The organism is Paraburkholderia sediminicola (assembly GCF_046027355.1).
Taxonomy (GTDB): domain Bacteria; phylum Pseudomonadota; class Gammaproteobacteria; order Burkholderiales; family Burkholderiaceae; genus Paraburkholderia; species Paraburkholderia sediminicola_B.
Genome location: NZ_JAQQEK010000005.1, coordinates 225032 through 243764, shown reverse-complemented (window position 1 = coordinate 243764; position 18733 = coordinate 225032). Strand labels below are relative to the sequence as shown.

The 18733-nt window shown below is 64.5% G+C and carries 15 protein-coding genes; 7 read left to right on the top strand and 8 right to left on the bottom strand.

What is annotated here, in order from left to right; genetic code table 11:
* Positions 1-29 precede the first annotated feature (29 nt).
* Both PQR42_RS11310 and PQR42_RS11305 read right to left on the bottom strand, forming a co-directional pair.
* Positions 30-296, bottom strand: coding sequence for a hypothetical protein (locus PQR42_RS11310; protein WP_408353923.1), 267 nt, complete (start codon positions 294-296; stop codon positions 30-32).
* A 108-nt stretch (positions 297-404) separates the two neighbouring features.
* The gene (locus PQR42_RS11305) at positions 405-1484 is read right to left on the bottom strand and encodes a substrate-binding domain-containing protein (RefSeq protein WP_408216092.1); all 1080 of its coding nucleotides are present in this window, start codon (positions 1482-1484) and stop codon (positions 405-407) included.
* A gap of 134 nt (positions 1485-1618) precedes the next feature.
* Between PQR42_RS11305 and PQR42_RS11300 the strand changes: the two genes are divergently transcribed.
* Genes PQR42_RS11300 through PQR42_RS11285 form a run of 4 tightly spaced genes read left to right on the top strand, consistent with a single transcriptional unit; the run spans position 1619 to position 6884 of the window.
* Positions 1619-2104 carry an NAD(P)H-dependent oxidoreductase subunit E gene (locus PQR42_RS11300; RefSeq protein WP_408385732.1) on the top strand — a complete coding sequence of 162 codons (486 nt, stop codon included), beginning with the start codon at positions 1619-1621 and terminating at the stop codon, positions 2102-2104.
* Positions 2101-3663 (top strand): formate dehydrogenase beta subunit, encoded by a 1563-nt coding sequence (locus PQR42_RS11295; RefSeq protein WP_408385729.1) that lies wholly within the window; start codon positions 2101-2103, stop codon positions 3661-3663. Before PQR42_RS11300 ends, PQR42_RS11295 begins: the two co-directional genes overlap by 4 nt.
* Positions 3664-3678: 15 nt before the next feature.
* Positions 3679-6624, top strand: coding sequence for a formate dehydrogenase subunit alpha (gene fdhF, locus PQR42_RS11290; RefSeq protein ID WP_408385727.1), 2946 nt, complete (start codon positions 3679-3681; stop codon positions 6622-6624).
* Positions 6625-6632: 8 nt separating this feature from the next.
* Complete coding sequence (locus PQR42_RS11285) at positions 6633-6884, top strand: formate dehydrogenase subunit delta (protein WP_408216104.1); 252 nt, start codon at positions 6633-6635, stop codon at positions 6882-6884.
* A 50-nt stretch (positions 6885-6934) separates the two neighbouring features.
* Here PQR42_RS11285 and PQR42_RS11280 read toward each other — a convergent pair whose 3' ends face one another.
* The 3 genes from PQR42_RS11280 to PQR42_RS11270 form a co-directional block, all read right to left on the bottom strand.
* Positions 6935-8659, bottom strand: a complete 1725-nt coding sequence (locus tag PQR42_RS11280) for an FAD-dependent monooxygenase (RefSeq protein WP_408385725.1) — start codon at positions 8657-8659, stop codon at positions 6935-6937.
* Between the two features lie 147 nt (positions 8660-8806).
* Entirely contained in the window at positions 8807-9805 is a 999-nt protein-coding gene (locus PQR42_RS11275; protein WP_408385723.1) for a cation diffusion facilitator family transporter, read from the bottom strand.
* Entirely contained in the window at positions 9802-10161 is a 360-nt protein-coding gene (locus PQR42_RS11270; protein ID WP_408216113.1) for an ArsR/SmtB family transcription factor, read from the bottom strand. The genes PQR42_RS11275 and PQR42_RS11270 overlap by 4 nt, the downstream gene beginning before the upstream one ends.
* A gap of 137 nt (positions 10162-10298) precedes the next feature.
* On the opposite strand from PQR42_RS11270, the gene PQR42_RS11265 reads away from it, so the two are divergent.
* A complete protein-coding gene (locus PQR42_RS11265) occupies positions 10299-12146 on the top strand; it encodes a tetratricopeptide repeat protein (RefSeq protein WP_408385721.1) in 1848 nt (615 codons plus the stop codon).
* Between the two features lie 115 nt (positions 12147-12261).
* Here PQR42_RS11265 and PQR42_RS11260 read toward each other — a convergent pair whose 3' ends face one another.
* Positions 12262-13563 carry an MFS transporter gene (locus tag PQR42_RS11260; RefSeq protein ID WP_408385719.1) on the bottom strand — a complete coding sequence of 434 codons (1302 nt, stop codon included), beginning with the start codon at positions 13561-13563 and terminating at the stop codon, positions 12262-12264.
* Between the two features lie 303 nt (positions 13564-13866).
* Here PQR42_RS11260 and PQR42_RS11255 point away from each other — a divergent pair, with 303 nt between their 5' ends.
* Entirely contained in the window at positions 13867-14391 is a 525-nt protein-coding gene (locus PQR42_RS11255) for a GNAT family N-acetyltransferase (protein WP_408385717.1), read from the top strand.
* Between the two features lie 300 nt (positions 14392-14691).
* Positions 14692-15804 (top strand): hypothetical protein, encoded by a 1113-nt coding sequence (locus PQR42_RS11250; RefSeq protein WP_408385715.1) that lies wholly within the window; start codon positions 14692-14694, stop codon positions 15802-15804.
* A gap of 91 nt (positions 15805-15895) precedes the next feature.
* On the opposite strand, the gene PQR42_RS11245 is transcribed toward PQR42_RS11250, so the two are convergent.
* Both PQR42_RS11245 and PQR42_RS11240 read right to left on the bottom strand, forming a co-directional pair.
* Positions 15896-16621, bottom strand: coding sequence for a DUF2968 domain-containing protein (locus PQR42_RS11245; RefSeq protein WP_408385713.1), 726 nt, complete (start codon positions 16619-16621; stop codon positions 15896-15898).
* A 523-nt stretch (positions 16622-17144) separates the two neighbouring features.
* Positions 17145-18644, bottom strand: a complete 1500-nt coding sequence (locus PQR42_RS11240) for a gamma-glutamyl-gamma-aminobutyrate hydrolase family protein (protein WP_408385711.1) — start codon at positions 18642-18644, stop codon at positions 17145-17147.
* Positions 18645-18733 lie beyond the last annotated feature (89 nt).

Below are 18733 nucleotides of genomic sequence, written 5' to 3'. Positions count from 1 at the left end.
TCGCATCAACAACGGACACGAGCGTCCGCTTATTCGTCTTTAGGGCACTGCAGATTGCAGCCATTCGGATCGCCCATATCGCCTCGCTTGCGCATGGCCGATTTTTTGCCGGTCTGGTATTTGTCCGAGGGTGACGACGCTGCAAACGGCATTTGCGGATGCTCGGCAAGACGGAACTGATCTTGCAGGATGCCGCCCGGAACACCCGGCGAATTCTGTGCGAAAGCAACTGACGCGGTGGCGAGGAGCACACCAGCGGTCGCAACGGCAGCACATGCGTGAAGAATGACTTTCATATCGATCGGCGCGACGTAACGCGCGGTTAAGGCGGAAGCGGAAGCTTAGAGAGTATCCCAAACGGACACCATACGCAGCGCCAAACACAGCCTGACGTTTACGGCTGCTTACGCCACCGCTTCGCCCAAGCCTTCTTCGAGATCGACCACCTTGCCACAGTCTTGCGGGTCATAGCCTTCGAGCTGATCGACGCTATGGCGAAACGCGCTGCCGCGCAGCAAATCGAGCACCGTCGCGAGCGGCGCACGTTCGAGGCGTGCGCGGTCGCAGGCGAAATAATAGTCTTCGTCGACGACCGGAATGAAGTCGAGGCCGAAGTGATGCGCCGCGGGCTCCACGCCGAAACCCACATCCGCCATGCCGCTCGCGACGAACGCCGCAATCGCCGAATGCGTGAGTTCGGCTGACGCATAACCATTGACCCGATCCGGATCGACTCCGACTTTCCGTAGCGCGAGATCGAGCAACATGCGCGTGCCGGAGCCGGGCTGTCGATTCACGAAACGGATATCGTCGCGCGCGAGATCACCGAGGCCGGCGATTCCCTTGGGATTGCCCTTGCCGAGAAAGAGCCCTTGCTTGCGTCGCGTGAGATGCACGAGCACGTGACGCTGCGGATCGAGCCAGCGCCGATACGCATCCGCGCAGGCCGCGCGAAACTCGCCGAGCGGCAAATGGAAGCCGGCCAGATCGCATTCGCCGCGCGCGAGCGCGCTGACGGCGTCCGCGCTGTCGCGATACTTGATGTCGACCGGCAGATCGTTGGCGACCAGCGCCGTCACGAGCGCCGCCACCGCATAACCGTGCGACGCGAAGATGCGCACGTCGTCGGCGGGCGGGGCGAGCCAGCGGTTCAGATCGCTCGCCACTTCACTCGCGAGCGCCTGCATGTTGCCGTCGAGCCGCTCGCCGCACAGACGCTGCGCACGCAACACCGCTTGCCCGAGTTCGGAGAGCACCGAGCCGCGACCACGCTCTTTCGCGATCAGCGGACCGCCCAAACGCTCTTCGATGCTGCGCAGCAAACCCCACGCGTGACGGTAGGACAAACCCTTAAGCGTCGCCGCCTGCGCGATGCTGCCGGATTCATCCACCAAGGCGAGCAGCGGCACCACGTCCGACAGGCTTGCCTCGCGGCCGTCCGGACCCTTCACCACCAGCTGCGCCTGACACTCGATTCTGATCATATATGTTGAACTCTTTCCTATTGCATCGGCTGAATCGCCCGCCTATTGTTCGGCTATCCCATATCGAATAAACAAAGCATAAGTGCACGCATTATGAATAACAAGTGCATATATGACTTTGGAGGAGCCCCCACTTGGACGATTCCATCACCATCGCGCCGGAGCAACTGGTACAGCGTCACGCGCAGCCGGGCGTGTCGCTGCTAGCGGTCTTGCACGCGATTCAGGACGAAGTCGGTTACGTGCCACCCGCCGCGGTCGCGCCGCTGGCGCGTGCCATGAACCTGTCGCGCGCGGAAGTGCACGGCGTAATCACCTACTACCACCACTTCCGCACGCAGCCGCCGGCGCCTGTCACGGTGCAACTGTGCCGCGCGGAAGCCTGCCGCAGCATGGGCACCGAGGCCCTCGCGCAGCATATCGAGGCGCACACCGGTTGCCGTTTCGACGGCGAACACCAGCACGGCGCGATGGTGGAACTAGAATCGGTGTATTGCCTCGGCCAATGCGCGCTGTCCCCGGCGCTGATGCTCAACGGCACGCTGCACGCCAGAGTCACGCCGCAAAAGTTCGACGCAATCTTCGCGGCCGCCAGCAAGTGCGTGGAGGTGACGGCATGACGCGCATCTACGTTCCCCGTGATTCGTCGGCATTGGCGCTCGGCGCTGATGCGCTCGCTCAGGCGATCGAAGCTGAAGCCGCACGCCGCGGCGTTGAAGTCGAACTGGTTCGCAACGGTTCGCGCGGTTTGCTGTGGCTCGAACCGCTCGTCGAAGTGCAAACGCCTGAAGGCCGCATCGGCTACGCGAATGTCGAAACCGGCGACGTCGCTGCGTTGTTCGACGCCGGCTTCGTCGAAGGCGGGGCGCACGCGAGCCGCGTCGGCATCGTCGACGACATTCCGTATCTGAAGAAGCAGCAGCGCCTGACCTTTGCGCGCATCGGCATCACGGATCCGCTTTCCATCGACGACTACGTCGCCCACGGCGGCCTCGAAGGCTTGCGCCAGGCTTTGCAAACCGACGGCGACGCCGCCTGTGAAGCCTTGATCGAATCCGGCCTGCGCGGACGTGGCGGCGCGGCCTTCCCCGCCGGCATCAAATGGCGCACGGTGCGCGGTGCCAAGGCGGCGCAGAAGTACATCGTCTGCAATGCGGACGAAGGCGATTCAGGCACCTTCTCCGACCGCCTCGTGATGGAAAGCGATCCGTACGTGCTGATCGAAGGGATGATCATCGCCGGTGTCGTGACGGGCGCGACGGTCGGCCACATCTACGTGCGCAGCGAGTATCCGCATTCGATCGCGACGCTCGAAGCGGCCATCGCCAAAGCACGTGCCGCCGGCTGGCTCGGCGACAGCGTGCTCTCGACAACGCACCGCTTCGAACTGTTCGTCGCGAAAGGCGCCGGCGCCTATGTGTGCGGCGAGGAAACGGCCCTGCTCGAATCGCTCGAAGGCAAGCGCGGGATCGTGCGCGCCAAGCCGCCGGTGCCGGCGCTCGTCGGCCTGTTCGGCCAGCCGACCGTGATCAACAACGTCATCACGCTCGCCACGGTGCCGATCATCTTCGCGCGCAGCGCGGCGTTCTACAAAGACTTCGGCATGGGCCGCTCGCGCGGCACGCTGCCGTTCCAGCTCGCGGGCAATGTGAAGCAAGGCGGCCTGGTCGAACTCGCGTTCGGCGTGACACTGCGCGAATTGCTCTACGACTACGGCGGCGGCACGGCGAGCGGCCGGCCGGCGCGCGCGGTGCAAGTGGGCGGCCCGCTCGGCACGTATCTGCCGGAAAGCCAGTGGGACATTCCCATGGACTACGAGGCGTACGCGGCAGTCGGCGCGGTGGTGGGCCACGGCGGCCTCGTCGTACATGACGACACGTCGAATCTCGCCGAACTCGCGCAGTACGCCATGCACTTTTGCGCGCTCGAATCGTGCGGCAAATGCACGCCGTGCCGGATCGGCTCGACGCGCGGCGTCGAGGTGATCGGCCGGATTCGCAACGGCGATACGTCCACACGCCAGGTGCAGTTGCTGCGTGATCTGTGCGACACCATGGTGTCCGGTTCGCTCTGCGCGATGGGCGGCATGACGCCGTTCCCGGTGCTGTCCGCGCTCGATCATTTCCCCGAAGACTTCGGTCTCGCCAACGTGTCTCATCACGCGCCGAAAGCGGCCTGACCCAGGAGCCAAAACATGTCCGACCTGCTCAACTCCCCTGCCGGCGGCTGCGGCTCAGGCAATTGCGCATGCAAATCGCAGGCGCAGCAGCGCGCCACCCGCTCGTTTTTCGACGACACCGATTTCGGCACGCCCGAGCGGCACGCCGATGTCGACGTCACGCTGGAAATCGACGGCCAGTCCGTCACCGTTCCCGCTGGCACATCCGTGATGCGCGCCGCCGTCGAAGCAGGCGTCAACGTGCCGAAGCTCTGCGCGACCGATTCGCTGGAACCGTTCGGCTCGTGCCGTTTGTGTCTGGTGGAAATCGAAGGCAAGCGCGGCTATCCCGCTTCGTGCACGACGCCGGTCGAAGCCGGCATGAAGGTCCGCACGCAAACCGATCGTCTGCAGTCGCTGCGCCGCAATGTGATGGAGTTGTACATCTCCGATCACCCGCTCGACTGCCTCACCTGCCCCGCCAACGGCGACTGCGAACTGCAGGACATGGCAGGCGTCACGGGCTTGCGCGAAGTGCGCTACGGCTTCGACGGCGCGAATCATCTGAAGGACAAGAAAGACGAGTCGAACCCGTACTTCACCTACGACCCGTCGAAGTGCATCGTCTGCAATCGCTGCGTGCGCGCGTGCGAAGAAACGCAAGGCACGTTTGCGCTGACCATCACCGGGCGCGGTTTCGAATCGCGCGTGGCGGCCAGCGAAAACGTGCCGTTCATGGAATCGGAATGCGTGTCGTGCGGCGCGTGCGTGGCCGCGTGCCCGACCGCAACCTTGCAGGAAAAGACCGTCATCATGCTCGGCCAGGCCGAGCATTCGATCGTCACCACCTGCGCGTATTGCGGCGTCGGCTGCTCGTTCAAGGCGGAGATGAAGGGCAACGAAGTCGTGCGGATGGTGCCGCACAAGAACGGCCAGGCCAACGAAGGCCACGCCTGCGTGAAGGGCCGCTTTGCCTGGGGCTACGCGACGCACAAGGACCGCATCACCAAGCCGATGATCCGCGCGAAGATCACCGATCCGTGGCGCGAAGTCAGTTGGGAAGAAGCGCTCACCTACGCGGCGTCGGAATTCCGCCGCATTCAGGCCAAGCACGGCCGCGATTCGATCGGCGGCATCACGTCGTCGCGTTGCACGAACGAAGAAACGTATCTGGTGCAAAAGCTCGTGCGCGCCGCGTTCGGCAACAACAACGTCGACACCTGCGCGCGCGTGTGCCACTCGCCGACCGGCTATGGATTGAAGACCACGCTCGGCGAATCGGCGGGCACGCAGACGTTCGCCTCGGTCGATAAAGCCGACGTGATCATGGTGATCGGCGCGAATCCGACCGACGGCCATCCGGTGTTCGCCTCGCGTCTGAAGCGCCGCGTACGCGAAGGCGCGAAGCTGATCGTCGTGGATCCGCGCCGCATCGATATCGTCGATACGCCGCACGTGAAGGCCTCGCATCATCTGCAATTGCGGCCGGGCACCAACGTGGCGGTCGTGAATGCGCTGGCGCATGTGATCGTCACCGAAGGCCTGGTCAACGAAGCGTTCGTCGCCGAGCGCTGCGAAACCCGCGCGTTCGAACAATGGCGCGATTTCGTCGCGCTGCCGGAGAACGCGCCGGAAGCGACCGAGGCAGTCACCGGCGTGCCGGCCCAAGCCGTGCGCGAAGCCGCCCGCATCTACGCGATCGGCGGCAACGCCGCAATCTACTACGGCCTCGGCGTCACCGAACACGCGCAAGGCTCGACGATGGTGATGGGCATCGCCAACCTCGCGATGGCGACGGGTAACATCGGCCGCGAAGGCGTGGGCGTGAATCCGCTGCGCGGCCAGAACAATGTGCAGGGTTCGTGCGACATGGGCTCGTTCCCGCACGAACTGCCGGGCTATCGCCACATCAGCGACACAGTCACGCGCACGCTGTTCGAAGAAGCGTGGAACGTCACGCTGCAACCAGAGCCTGGCCTGCGCATTCCGAACATGTTCGACGCCGCCGTGCACGGCACCTTCAAGGGTCTGTACTGCCAGGGCGAGGACATCGTGCAGTCGGATCCGAATACGCATCACGTGTCGGCCGCGCTGTCGTCGATGGAATGCATCGTCGTGCAGGACATTTTCCTGAACGAGACCGCCAAGTATGCGCACGTGCTGCTGCCCGGTTCGTCGTTCCTCGAAAAGGACGGCACGTTCACCAACGCGGAGCGCCGCATCTCGCGCGTGCGCAAGGTCATGCCGCCGGTGCCGGGTTACGCCGACTGGGAAGTCACGGTGATGCTCGCGCGCGCCCTCGGCTATGAAATGGACTACACGCATCCGTCGCAGATCATGGACGAGATCGCGCGTCTCACGCCGACCTTCCACGGCGTCTCGTACAAGAAGCTCGACGAGCTGGGCAGCATCCAGTGGCCTTGCAACGAAGAGGCGCCGGACGGCACGCCGACCATGCACATCGACACGTTCGTGCGCGGCAAGGGCAAGTTCGTGATTACGAAGTTCATCGCGACGCCCGAGAAAGTCACGCGCAAATTCCCGCTGCTGCTCACCACGGGCCGCATCCTGTCGCAATACAACGTGGGCGCGCAAACCCGCCGCACCGAAAACTCGCGCTGGCACGACGAGGATCGGCTGGAACTGCATCCGCACGATGCGGAAGAACGCGGGATCAAAACCGACGACTGGGTCGGCATCGAATCGCGCGCGGGACAAACCGTGTTGCGCGCGAAGGTGACCGAGCGCATGCAGCCGGGCGTCGTCTATACGACGTTCCATTTCCCCGAATCAGGCGCGAACGTGATCACCACCGATAGCTCGGATTGGGCGACCAACTGTCCGGAGTACAAGGTGACCGCGGTGCAGGTGATGCCGGTCGAACAGCCGTCGCAATGGCAGAAAGACTATTCGCGTTTCAACACCGAACAGCTCGATCTGCTGAAGCAGCGCGAGCTGGCCAACGCGACATCGGGCAAGTGAGGTCAGGCATGGACAATCAGAACCTGATCGACATGGCCAACCGGATCGGCGACTTTTTCGATTCGATGCCCGACCGCGAGGAAGCGCTCGCCGGTATTGCCGACCATATCCGCCGTTTCTGGGAGCCACGCATGCGCCGCGCGTTGCTGGCGGCGCTCGATGAGCCGGATGCGAGTGGCATTGAGATGTCGAGCATCGTCGAGGAAGCGCTCATCAAACATCGCGAGCAACTGACGCCGGCCGCGCCTACGACGGTGTGAACCGGGGCAGCGCTCACGCGCTTGCGCAATCAATACTCAGGCGGCCCACGTCACAGGGCCGCCTGCTCCGGTATCTCGCCATTCACCGTGAACCAGGCTTCGCAGTGCCGCAACAGGCCGTGCAGATCGGAGCCGGTGCGTCCGCGCGCGCTGATATAGCCGTCCGGCCGCACGAGATAGAACGACGGCCGCGTGCGGCCATACGATTCGGAGAGCGCCGGGCCGCCATCGCCGGTGGTGTCCGTGATGCGCCAGATGCGCACCGCGCCCGGCAGCAATCGTTCGACTTCCGCCGCCACACGCTCCATTTCCGCGTCCGGCGGCGGCGCATGTTTCGCCGCGGGATCGAGCGGCGTTTCGTCGACGGGCAGCGGCGGCACGAGCAGGAACAGCGAGAAGAACGCCGGATCGTGCAGATCGAAAATGCAGCCGACGCCAGGCGCGCGGCCCAGCGGCCCGTCCACCACATGCACCAACGCATCGGGTGCGCGCTCGCCGGCACGCGGTCCGCCGTCGAGCACACGTTCGAGCGTCAGCGGACTGCGCCGGTACTGGATCGACAACTCGCTGATGGTGGCACGCGCGGCGTCGCGCAGCGGACCCAGCGCGGCGAGGACCGGCATCACACGTTCGCGCAGCAACTTGAGCGGCCCGTGATCGGCCTCGGCCATGTGCGTGATAAAGCCGGTCTGACGCAGCACGTCACGTTCGATCGGATGACGTTCGAGGTGATAGGTGTCGAGCAGGCGGTCCGGCGCCGCGCTCTTCAACACGCGCGCCAGCTTCCAGCCGAGATTGAACGCTTCCTGAATGCCGGTGTTCATGCCTTGCGCGCCGGCCGGGCTGTGCACATGCGCGGCGTCGCCGGCGAGGAAGATGCGGCCGACGCGCAGCCGGTCGACCATGCGGCTGTTCAGATGGAAATACGAGGACCAGGCCAGGTCCGACACGTCGACCCGCTCGCGCACGCGCCGGGCGATCAGCGCCTTGCATTCCTCGAGCGACGGCGAAGGCACCTTGTTCAGCGGCGGTTCGCCCAACACGGCGGGCGTCGCGGACGGCGCGACGGCGGCAGGCTCGACGGCATGATCCGCGATCAGACGATGCCGGCCGTGGCCCATCGGAAACAGCGCCACCAGTCCTTCGCCGGACGCGAAGATATGAAACTCGTCTTCGGGCCAATCGGTTTCCGCGTGCAGATCGGCGAGCAGGAAAGTCTGCTCGAAGGTCTTGCCTTCGAAGCTCAGACCCAGCCGGTGACGGATCGTGCTGTGCGCGCCGTCCGCGGCGATCATGTACGACGGGCGCATCGTCTCCGTGTGGCCATCCGCGCGGCGCAGCGTCGCCTGAATGCTGGCGGAGCCTTGCGCGAACATCGTCAGCTCGACGCCGCGTTCGATCGTCACGCCGAGCGTCGCGAGATGCTCCGTCAGCAACCGCTCGGTCACGGACTGATCGAGAAACAGCAGATACGGATAGCGCGTGTGCAGTGGATCGAAGTCGAGTTGCGCGAGACGCATGCCGTTCGAAAACAGATTGGCGATGCGCGCGCGATGGCCGAGTTCCAGAAACGGTTCGACCAACCGATGCTGCTCGAGCAACTCGAGCGTGCGCGCCTGGATGCCGATGGCCCGCGAATACGGGTTCGGTTGCATGGCTTTGTCGATCAGACGCACGGGAATGTGGGCACGCGCCAGACTCATCGCCGCGGCGAGCCCCGTGGGCCCCGCCCCGACGATCAGCACCGGCGACGCATCGTTTGCGGCAGCGTCCATGCGGAACTCCGGAAACAACAATGCGTTCTAGTGTACGCCCGCAGGAAGTCGCCTTGGAGCGCCGCCACCAACGCGCTGACGGTGCGCTGCATCAATCACGCGATTGGCTTGGGCTTGCTGTGAGCTTGCTGCGCGTTCCGGTTTGCCTCAATGCGCGTGGGGCGCATGATCCATTGCGCACCGGTGCTGCGTGGTGCCGAGGTCGACTTGCAGCGTCGCGTGCTGCATCGAAAAGCGTTCGCGCAGCATGACGACGATGCCGTCAAGCGACTCGTCGCCGGGGTGGCCGGCCGGCATCACCAGATGCGCGCTGAGCGCGTTGCCGGTGGTCGACAGAGCCCACACGTGCAGATCATGCACGTCGACGACGCCGGGCTGTCCCGCCAGATAGTCGCGGATGCTTTGCAGATCGACGCCGGGCGGCACGGCGTCGAGCGCGAGGCGCACCGAATCGCGCAACAGGCCCCACGTGCCGACCACCACGACCGCCACCACGAGCAAGCTCATGACCGGGTCGAGCCACGTCCAGTTGGTGTAGAGAATCACGAGGCCGCTCACCGCGACCGCCGCGGAGATGCCGGCATCCGCCGCCATATGCAGGAAGGCGCCGCGAATGTTCAGATCTTCCTTCTGCCCGCGCATGAAGAGCCACGCGGAAATTCCGTTGACCACCACGCCGACGGTCGCAACGACGAACACCGCGAGCCCCGCCACCGGCGCCGGATTCATCAGCCGCCCGATTGCCTCGGCGACGATCACGCCGCACGCGAATAGCAACAGCCCGGCATTGACGAGCGAGGCGAGGATCGACGAGCTGCCATAACCGAACGTGTAGCGCGCCGACGGACGGCGCGTCGCGAGCCAGGAGGCGCCCCAGGCGAGCAGCAGGCCGAGGACGTCGGAGAGATTGTGGCCGGCGTCGGCGAGCAGCGCGGTGGAATGGGCGAGTACGCCGTAGACGGCTTGCGCGATCACGATGGCGATGTTCAACACGACGGCGAGCGCGAACGCGCGGCCGTGGCCTGCAACGGGGGCGTGAACGTGGTGGTGGCCGGCGTGGCCGTGACTGTGAGTGTGGGTGTGACCGTGGGTATGTTCATGGCCGACGTGGCCATGCCCTTCGTGGTCGTGCTCGTTTTTCTTCATGACGCGTCCAGAGATTCATCGCCGGCCGGTTCGGCCACGTGTTCGAGCATGCCGGCCAGCATCGCACTGATATGGCGGTCGGCGGCGAGATAGAAGACCTGCTTGCCCTGCCGCTCCGCGCGCACGATCCGCGCCGCGCGAAGCAGCCGCAAATGATGGCTCACCAGCGACGGCGACAAACCCAGCCCCTCGGCAATCGCGCCGACCGCGCGCCGCTCGTCGAGGCACGCCAGCACGATGCGCAATCGCGTCGGGTCGCCGAGCAGGCGAAACAGGTCGGCGAGCGGCACGATGGTGTCGACCGAGCGATCGTCAAAGCTGGCAAACGAAGTGGCTGACGCGAATGAAGAAGCCATGGCAGGCGGCGTTGCGGAAGGACATATGAACATGTATTCATATGTTATAGATATTGAGACAACCGGTCAAATCGGAGTGCGGTCCGGCGAGTGTGGGAAAATGCGGCCTCTGCCTCACCCGAATGCCATCCCCCGTCATGCAACCTGTATTTGACCGCGCTTTCGCGGCGCATCGTGACGGCCGCCTCGACGACGCCGAACGCGGCTACCGCGCGACGCTCGACGGCAATCCCGCGCACGTCGATGCGTTGCACCTGCTGGGCGTCCTGCGCCACCAGCAGGGCCAGCACGCCGAAGCCGCCGCGCTCGTGCGGCGCGCGGTGAACCTGCGCCCGGAAGACGCCGCGCTGCAACTGAACCTGGGCAACGCGCTGAAAGCGCTGGGCCAGATCGACGACGCCATCGAACAGTTTCGCAATGCGCTGACGCTCGCGCCGACGTTCCCGATGGCGCACTACAACCTGGGCAACGCATACGCCGCGGTGGGCCGTCATGAAGACGCCGCCGACGCGTTCGAAAAGTCGTTGCGCCTGCAACCGAACGACGCTTCGTCGCATAACAACCTCGGCAATGCGCTGCACGCGCTCGGACGCCATACCGAAGCCATCGCCGCGTTCCGGCGCACGCTCGAATTGCGTCCCGGTCATGCCGGCGCGCTCAATAACATGGGCATGTCGCTGAACGCGCTCGGTCGCGCGGAAGAGGCGATCCCGTGTTTCGAGACGGCGTTGGCGGCCGAGCCGCGCTTCGTCGCCGCGCACTTCAATCTCGCCAACACATTCGACGCCACCGGCCGCCATGCCGAAGCGGTCGCCTCGTTCAGGGCGGCGCTGGCCTTGCAGCCGAACCTGCCACCGGCCATCTTCGGCATGGGTAACGCGCTCGCGGCATTGGGACGGCACGCCGAGGCGCTGCCATATCTCGAACGCGCGGTCGGTCTCGATCCGCAATTCGCGCTCGCGTGGCTAAGCCTGGGCACCGCGCACCAGGCGCTGGGCGCGCATGGCCCGGCGGTGCGCGCCTTCGATCAGGCGCTGCGTCTGCGCCCCGACCTCGCCTCCGCGCACATGAACCGCGCGCTCGCGTGGCTCGCGTTGCGCGATTTCGCGCGCGGACTGCCGGAGTACGAATGGCGCCTGCAGTCCACGGCGCAGCCGGTGATCCAGACGCTGCCGCGCTGGCACGGCGAGCCGATCGCGCAACGTACGCTGCTGGTCCACGCCGAGCAGGGTTTCGGCGACACGCTGCAATTCGTGCGCTTCGTCCCGCTCGTCGCGCAGCGCGCGGCGCGCGTCGTGCTCGAAGTGCAGCCGCAACTGCTGCCCTTACTGGCCCCGGCCGCGCAAGCCTGGCGCGTGACGTTGATCGGCCAGGGCACGCCGCGCCCCGCCGCCGATCTGCAATGCCCGCTGCTGAGCCTGCCGCTCGCACTCGGCACGACCTTCGACACCATTCCTGAGCGCACACCCTACCTCAGCGTGCCAAGCGCGTATGGCCGCAAATGGCGCGGCTCGCTCGGCGGCCAGGCGAAGCGCAAGATCGGCATCGCGTGGTCGGGACGCATCCAGCAAAACGAAACCCGTTCGATGCCGCTCGCCGCGCTCGATCCGCTGTTCGCACTCGAAGGCATCGACTGGATCGTGCTGCAGCCCGAGTTGAGCGCCGACGAACGCGTGGCGCTCGACGCGCATCCGCGTGCGGCGTCGATTCATCGCTTCGACAAGCGGATCGGCGACTTCGCGGACACGGCGGCGATCATCGAACGGCTCGACGCGGTGGTGTCGATCGATACGTCCATCGCGCACCTGGCCGGCGCGCTGCGTAAGCCGCTCTGGTTGATGCTGCCGTTCGCCGCGGACTGGCGCTGGTTTGCCGGCGAGACACGCAGCCCGTGGTATCCGGGCGCGACGCTGGTGCGTCAGCCGCAACCCGGCGCGTGGGGCGACGTCGTCGAGGCCGTGGCGAACGAATTGCGCAACGGCTAGCGCGGACGCCGCTCGGCGAAATCAGCCGCCACCGCCGCCGTGCCAAAAACAAAAGCCCCGCGTTCGTGAGAACGCGGGGCTTTTACTTGCCCGAATGAATGGTGAACGATGAAGCTCAGGCCGTCCGATATTGATTGCGTGATTCCGGCGTGCGATACAGCACCAACGTCGCGATCAACCCGCAAATCGCCGCCACACCCAGGAACAGACCCGGCGCCGCCTTGTTGCCGGTAGTGTGAATCAACAACGTCGAGATAGCCGGCGTGAAGCCGCCGATCGTCGTGGCGAGGCTGTAGGCGAGCGAGAAACCGGCGGTGCGCACTTCGACCGGCATGACTTCGGTCAGCGCCACGACCATCCCGCCGTTATAGCTGCCGTACAGGAACGACAGCCACAGTTCGACCTCCAGCAGACGCGCGAACGACGGGTCCGCCACCAGCCACTGCAGCGCCGGATACGCGGTGATGATGGTCAGAATCGTGAACACCAGCAGCACCGGACGCCGGCCGATACGGTCGGACAGCGCGCCCGCGAGCGGCAGCCAGATCAGATTCGACAGGCCGATACAGACCGTGACGACGAGCGTATCGATCGACGACAGCTTCAGCACTTCCTTGCCGAAGGTCGGCGTGTACGCCGTGATCATGTAGAACGACACGGTGGTCATGATCACCATGCCCATGCCGCCGAGCACGATGCCCCAGTTGGCGGCCATCGTCTTCATGATCTCGCCCATCTTCGGATGATGCTTGCGCGCCTTGAATTCCTCGGTTTCCTGCAGCGAACGGCGGATCAGGAACAGGAACGGCACGATCAGGCAGCCGATCAGGAACGGCACGCGCCAGCCCCAGGCGCTCATCTGGTCAGCCGGCAACAGCTTGTTCAGGAACACGCCGATCAGCGCGGCGAACACCACGGCAACCTGCTGGCTGCCCGATTGCCACGCGCAGTAGAAGCCCTTGTTGCCCTTGGTGGCGATCTCCGACAGATACACCGACACGCCGCCCAGTTCGACCCCGGCGGAGAAACCTTGCAACAGCCGTCCGCCCAGAACGAGCACGGGTGCCAGCAAGCCGATCGTCGCGTAACCTGGAATCGACGCGACCGTGAGCGTGCCGAGCGCCATCAAACCGAGGGTGAGGATCAGGCCCTTGCGCCGGCCGTGATGATCGATGTAGGCGCCGAGCACGATCGCGCCGAGCGGCCGCATCAGGAAGCCCGCGCCGAACACCGACAGCGACAGCATCAACGAGGCGAATTCGTTGCCGCTCGGGAAGTAGGTCTTGGCGATCGCTGAAGCGTAATAGCCGTAGACCATGAAGTCGTACATCTCAAGAAAGTTGCCGCTGACTACGCGGAATACTGTCTTGACCTTGGATTCTTGGGATGAGGAAGTGGCGTGTGACGCAGTAGACATGAGATTCTCTGATGGGCCTGTCGCCACGAAAAAAAACGGCGGCGGGCAGGCAGTTGAAACGATCCACTGGGTTCGGCAAAGCGGATGCCTCGGGCGGATAGAACAACGCGCCCGGGGGCGCTGCATTTTCATGCTGAACGCACCCTCACGGTATCAGGGTAAACGTTGTGAATCATGCGGCGCCCGCTCCACGTAATGTTACCGTTGAAGCCGCTGTCGCGTAATGCATACAGTTTCCTTACGCGTGTCGCCGGTCGTCGCGCTAACATTTGCAGTCAGGCATTTCCGTTGATCACTCCCCCGATGCGAACCACCCCCGCTCTTTCGCTGCGCCCCGCGACTCTCGCGGATGCCGCGCTCATTGCTTCGATCCACAGCACCAGTTGGCAGGCCACCTATCGCAACCTGCTGCCCGACGCCTTTCTCGACGGCGAAGTCACGCGCGAGCGCGCAGCCTATTGGGAAGCGCGCCTGAGCGCGCCCGGCGGCGAACGCCGCATCGTACTGATCGCCGAACTCGCGGGCGAGCCGACGGGTTTTGTCTGCGTCGAACGTCAACCGGAGTCCGCGTGGGGCGTGCTGCTCGATAACCTGCACACGCTGCCGGACTATCAGGGCATCGGAGTCGGCAAGCTGCTGATGCATGCCGCCGAGGATTGGGCTCGCGCGCAGGGCGAGGCGCAACTCTATCTGTATGTGCTCGAAGGGAATACGCCGGCGATCGGCTTCTATGAACGGCAAGGCTGGCAGTTCGTCGGCGCCGAACCGGATCATATGGGCGGCGTGGATATTACGGCGTTGCGCTACGTCTACAGGCTCGATCGATAGGGCAAGCGTGGCTCGATTGAGCAGCGTCCAGGCTTGACCCGATCCTGGACGGATCGGCATATCTTTTCGGAACTGTCCGATCGCCAGGTCGGCTGCTTCCAGGCATCATCCTCCGCACCCCGCTGGCTTCACAGTGACCCGCCCATGCGCCCATGTGCTTGTCCAGAGCACGACGCTGCTGTTCGGCGTCAACGTGCGGCGTGCATGCCAGGCGTTTCCGCGCATCGCACCGAGGCCTGAGTCCCCGCAGATCCCGGGGCCGCCGATCGGCGGCCCCTTTAAGAGGCGCTGGAAAGACCGATGTCCACCATTCCTTTCACCCCGATCCAAGGCTATCTGGCCATGCCGCGCTTGCGTCCGCTCGGTCATGTGCCGGCGCCCTTCGGCCGGGACTGGGCACTGCTCCCGCCTGGCTACAGTTTGCGGGCGGAACTCAAGGCACTCTACGCCGCCATGCTGCGCACGTTCTGCATGAGCGATCAGGCCATTCGCTCGCTTTGCCGATGGTCGCCGACAGACGTGCGGCGCGCGGCTGCGGTGCCGGAGCCGGTGTTTGAAAAGCCATTCGACGCTGCCGCGCACATGGCCGCGGCCGCTGCGGCCGTGCCGCCGGTTCCGCTGCATGCGTATGCAACAGCGGCGCGCGGGTCCGGCCATCATTGGAGTGCGCTCGCGGGCGGTGCCTGCGTGCTCGGCGGCGCTGCGATGCTGGGGTGGATTGGGTTCGATCATCTGATGCATCGTGACACGGCCACTCATGTGGATTTCGCGAGCAAGGTCTCGGACGAGCGCGATTCGCAGTCGGCGAAATTTCAGCCACCGTCCGCAGTTACCGCTCGCGCAGCAGATGACGCTGCGGTAAACGCGTCTGCGGCAGTCGCGGCATCAACGCCCGCACTCTCGAGCGCGACGCCCAAGTCGCCACCTACGTCGATTCCCAAGGCAGCGTCGGTATCGATACCTGCTTCGATCTCGTCGCCCGCGTCGCGCCTGGCTCCGTCGCGCGTCATCGCTGAAAGACCCGCCTCGCAACGCCGCAAGCTCGTCCGCGACAAGAGCGGCGCACAACCCGAGCAAATTTACCCGCGCAGCGCGAGCCGCGCCGTCGCAAACCAACCTTCGCACAGAGCGGCAATCGCCGACGACGTGGCACGCAGCGCGATCCCAAAAGTCGCCGCAAATGTGTCGCCAAAGCCGTCGGTTGCCGGGCCCTATTCGCCTCTCGCCCCGACTCGGCCCGGCGTCGACGAATACGCGGGCGTAACGATGTCCGCCGCGACACATGTCCGCGATACTGCGCCGATGCCGCGCACCGGTTCTTCAAACAATGCGTCCGGCGCCAGCCGAACCGAATGGATGAACCATCTCTCACAGCGACGCGTGACCGACATTCCGGATCAATTCGCGAAGTAAGCACGACACGACTGCACAGACGTCGCGTAGTGCAAAAAAGCCCGGCCATTCACGAATTCACGAATGGCCGGGCTTTTTCACGTTCACGCATTTACTTCTTAATCGGCAATCCCATCTCGGTTTGCCGCTGCAGTTGCATCACTTCGCCCTGCACCTGGCGCAACTGCGCCTGCGCCCTTTCCTTCTCCGCATGCAGCGCGGCCGCTTCGCCTTGCGTTTGACGCTGATAGTCATTGACCTTGGCCTGCTGGGTGCGAGCCACGTCGAGATCGGCTTGCAAGCGTTTTGCGCGATCTTCGGACAATGCAATAACGTCGTCGATGTACGCCTTCTGCGCCTGCAACTGCGTGCGGCGAATCTCGACATCCGCGAGTTGCGCCGTCTGCTGCGCAAAGCCCGCATAGATCGCTTCCGCGCGCGCCGCGTCCTCGGACTTGATCACTCGCCAGAAATGCTTGTCCTGAAATAACGCGACGTAGTACGTCATTTCCCGCGGATAGAAAAACAGACTCGCGCCGTAACTGCCGTTATACGTGGTGCGCAGTTCGCTTAGCTTCGAGTCGTGAATCATCTGCATCAGTTCGGCGACATTGCCTTGCGCATCGCCGGCCGTGGCCGACGTGGCCGACGCAGCTGATGCGGTGTTGCGCAGCGCATCGGCGACAGGCTGCGGCGTCAGGGTGTTGATGGCCGGCCGTGTGCCGACCAGCGGCGCGGCCTCGTCGCTTTGCGCGGCCAGTACGAAACCGCCCTGCTGCAACAGCGCACACGAGGTCGCGAGCAGCATGGCGCGCCGTACTATTAAGGGGTACTTCATACGTGCATGCTCCATGCGAATCCAAAACAGCCGCAGATTATCGCGCGGATTCGCCTTTAAGCGAAGCATTCAAATGCCACGCGGGCGGACTTTAAATCGAGATAAATTGCCAGCGAATGATTTGATCGATCCAGTCCATCCATCGCGAAATAAACGAGTTCGGAAAAGACGAAAATGCGACGTTCCGTCTCGTGCGGATGACGCTGAATTTACGTCGGGGTCGTACGAATTCAGCCGTCAACGGATTCGCAATATGGAGATAAGGTGATTGATAAAGAGATACGCGCACTCCGGTCAAGAAAAAACTCGCATTCCTGACTATCTATCTCGATAACGAGATATCGCGACTCCGAAAATTAAAAATGCCGCACGCATCGACAGACTGATACAAAAGGCGAGCGAGAAGCCAGCCATTAAAACAGCAAGAGAAAACACAAGAGGCGTACCGCTGCAAACTGCAGCGGTACGCCTCTAACAAACCACGCATTCGGCCATCCAACACCACCTCACCAGCCCGGCAATCTCAAAACCGCGTCTCACGCGCCACACGCAGGAACGTATCGAGCAACGGCGTGCAGTCGAGCAACTCCGGACCGCCCGCGCGATGAAACTCCGGATGCCATTGCACACCCATCACGAACGGCGCGCGCCGGTAGCGCACGGCTTCGATGATGCCATCCGACGCCGACACCGCTTCGATATTGAGATCGCGGCCGAGCGTCTTGACCGCCTGATGGTGAATCGAGTTGACGATCGCATCGCGCCGGCCGGGAAACATATTGGCGAGCGTCGAGCCGTCAGGGAAGTGAATCCCGTGTCGATGCTGATCGTAGTTCTCGTTGACGTGCGTGCCCGCGGTCGGCACATCGGTAGCGATGTCCTGATACAAGGTCCCGCCGAACGCCACGTTGATCAGTTGACAACCACGGCACACGCCGAGCACCGGCTTGCCCGACTCGACGAACTCATGCAGCAGTTCGAGTTCGTACATGTCGCGCACGCGGTCGCCGGGCCACTCGTGGCTGGTTGCCTGTTCCGCGTACGACTGCGGCGAGACGTCGGCGCCGCCTTGCAGCAGCAGGCCGTCGAGATGCTTCGCGTAATCGCGCAAACGGATATTGCTCGGGTGCAGCATGCCCTGATGACCGACCGTCGGGATCATGAACACCAGCACGTCGCGCGACATCACCCAGTGCGCGATCGATTCCTCGAGATACTGCAAGGTCTTGCCGCGCAGTCCCTTCGCACCCGGCTCGGGATGGAAGATACGCGCCGACACGCCGATGCGCAGCGTGCGCTGCGTGATCCGCTGGCCCGCGCGATCGAACAACTGGCGCGCGCGCGCCGCGACGATGCGGCCGAACACGGTCCACGCCGAATCGTTGTGCTTCAGATAGCGCGGCGGCGACGGCGGCAAGGCATTGGGCGGCGGCGGGTTGGACGCGGTGAAGTCAGGCGCCGCGCCGAAACCGGGCGGCGGCGAGCCAGCTCGACGTTCGGTGGAAGCCTGAACCTCTTCGACCACGGTAGCGTCTTCAACGGAGCTCACCATCTCGCCGTCGACGGGTTCGCTGCTCCCGACAGTCGGCGGCGGTCTCATTGCATGGACGCCGGCACGCCGCGCTTCCTGTTCATGCACCGCCGCTTCCTGCTTCGCGGTGGATGCCGCAGCCGAGCTGCGTGCTTCGGCCGCATCGCGTTGCCGCGCCGTTTGCGGATCGGTGGGCGTGACGGCGGACGCGCTGTCGGGATCGTCGGTCGACGATCGCACGGCGGCCTCCTCGGCAGCCGGCGTCGCTCGGGACTCAGCGGGCGCATGGGTGGACGACGCCCCCGGCGGCCTCACCGTGTCCTTGATCGGCGACTGGATGGCATCTTCGTGCGAGAGGGGTAGCGAGGCCGCCGGGTCGGTCGGCGTGGAGCCAGATGTCGACACAGCGGACGTGCCGGACGGCGCGGGCGACGGCGAAGGCGGCGTTGGATTGCCGGGCTTGCCGGCATTTTCAGGTTTGTTTTCGCTCATGACAGTCAGACAGGCGCCTTCCACGCGAACGAATGAATATGCCCTGATTATCCGCTAGCGAGGCAAGCGCCGCAAACCCGCACACAATT

Excerpts from the sequence above, each read along its gene's own strand:
- PQR42_RS11310 (WP_408353923.1), bottom strand. The coding sequence starts at position 296 with ATGAAAGTCATTCTTCACGCATGTGCTGCCGTTGCGACCGCTGGTGTG.
- PQR42_RS11305 (WP_408216092.1), bottom strand. The coding sequence starts at position 1,484 with ATGATCAGAATCGAGTGTCAGGCGCAGCTGGTGGTGAAGGGTCCGGAC.
- PQR42_RS11295 (WP_408385729.1), top strand. The coding sequence starts at position 2,101 with ATGACGCGCATCTACGTTCCCCGTGATTCGTCGGCATTGGCGCTCGGC.
- fdhF (WP_408385727.1), top strand. The coding sequence starts at position 3,679 with ATGTCCGACCTGCTCAACTCCCCTGCCGGCGGCTGCGGCTCAGGCAAT.
- PQR42_RS11285 (WP_408216104.1), top strand. The coding sequence starts at position 6,633 with ATGGACAATCAGAACCTGATCGACATGGCCAACCGGATCGGCGACTTT.
- PQR42_RS11280 (WP_408385725.1), bottom strand. The coding sequence starts at position 8,659 with ATGGACGCTGCCGCAAACGATGCGTCGCCGGTGCTGATCGTCGGGGCG.
- PQR42_RS11275 (WP_408385723.1), bottom strand. The coding sequence starts at position 9,805 with ATGAAGAAAAACGAGCACGACCACGAAGGGCATGGCCACGTCGGCCAT.
- PQR42_RS11270 (WP_408216113.1), bottom strand. The coding sequence starts at position 10,161 with ATGGCTTCTTCATTCGCGTCAGCCACTTCGTTTGCCAGCTTTGACGAT.
- PQR42_RS11265 (WP_408385721.1), top strand. The coding sequence starts at position 10,299 with ATGCAACCTGTATTTGACCGCGCTTTCGCGGCGCATCGTGACGGCCGC.
- PQR42_RS11260 (WP_408385719.1), bottom strand. The coding sequence starts at position 13,563 with ATGTCTACTGCGTCACACGCCACTTCCTCATCCCAAGAATCCAAGGTC.
- PQR42_RS11255 (WP_408385717.1), top strand. The coding sequence starts at position 13,867 with ATGCGAACCACCCCCGCTCTTTCGCTGCGCCCCGCGACTCTCGCGGAT.
- PQR42_RS11250 (WP_408385715.1), top strand. The coding sequence starts at position 14,692 with ATGTCCACCATTCCTTTCACCCCGATCCAAGGCTATCTGGCCATGCCG.
- PQR42_RS11245 (WP_408385713.1), bottom strand. The coding sequence starts at position 16,621 with ATGAAGTACCCCTTAATAGTACGGCGCGCCATGCTGCTCGCGACCTCG.
- PQR42_RS11240 (WP_408385711.1), bottom strand. The coding sequence starts at position 18,644 with ATGAGCGAAAACAAACCTGAAAATGCCGGCAAGCCCGGCAATCCAACG.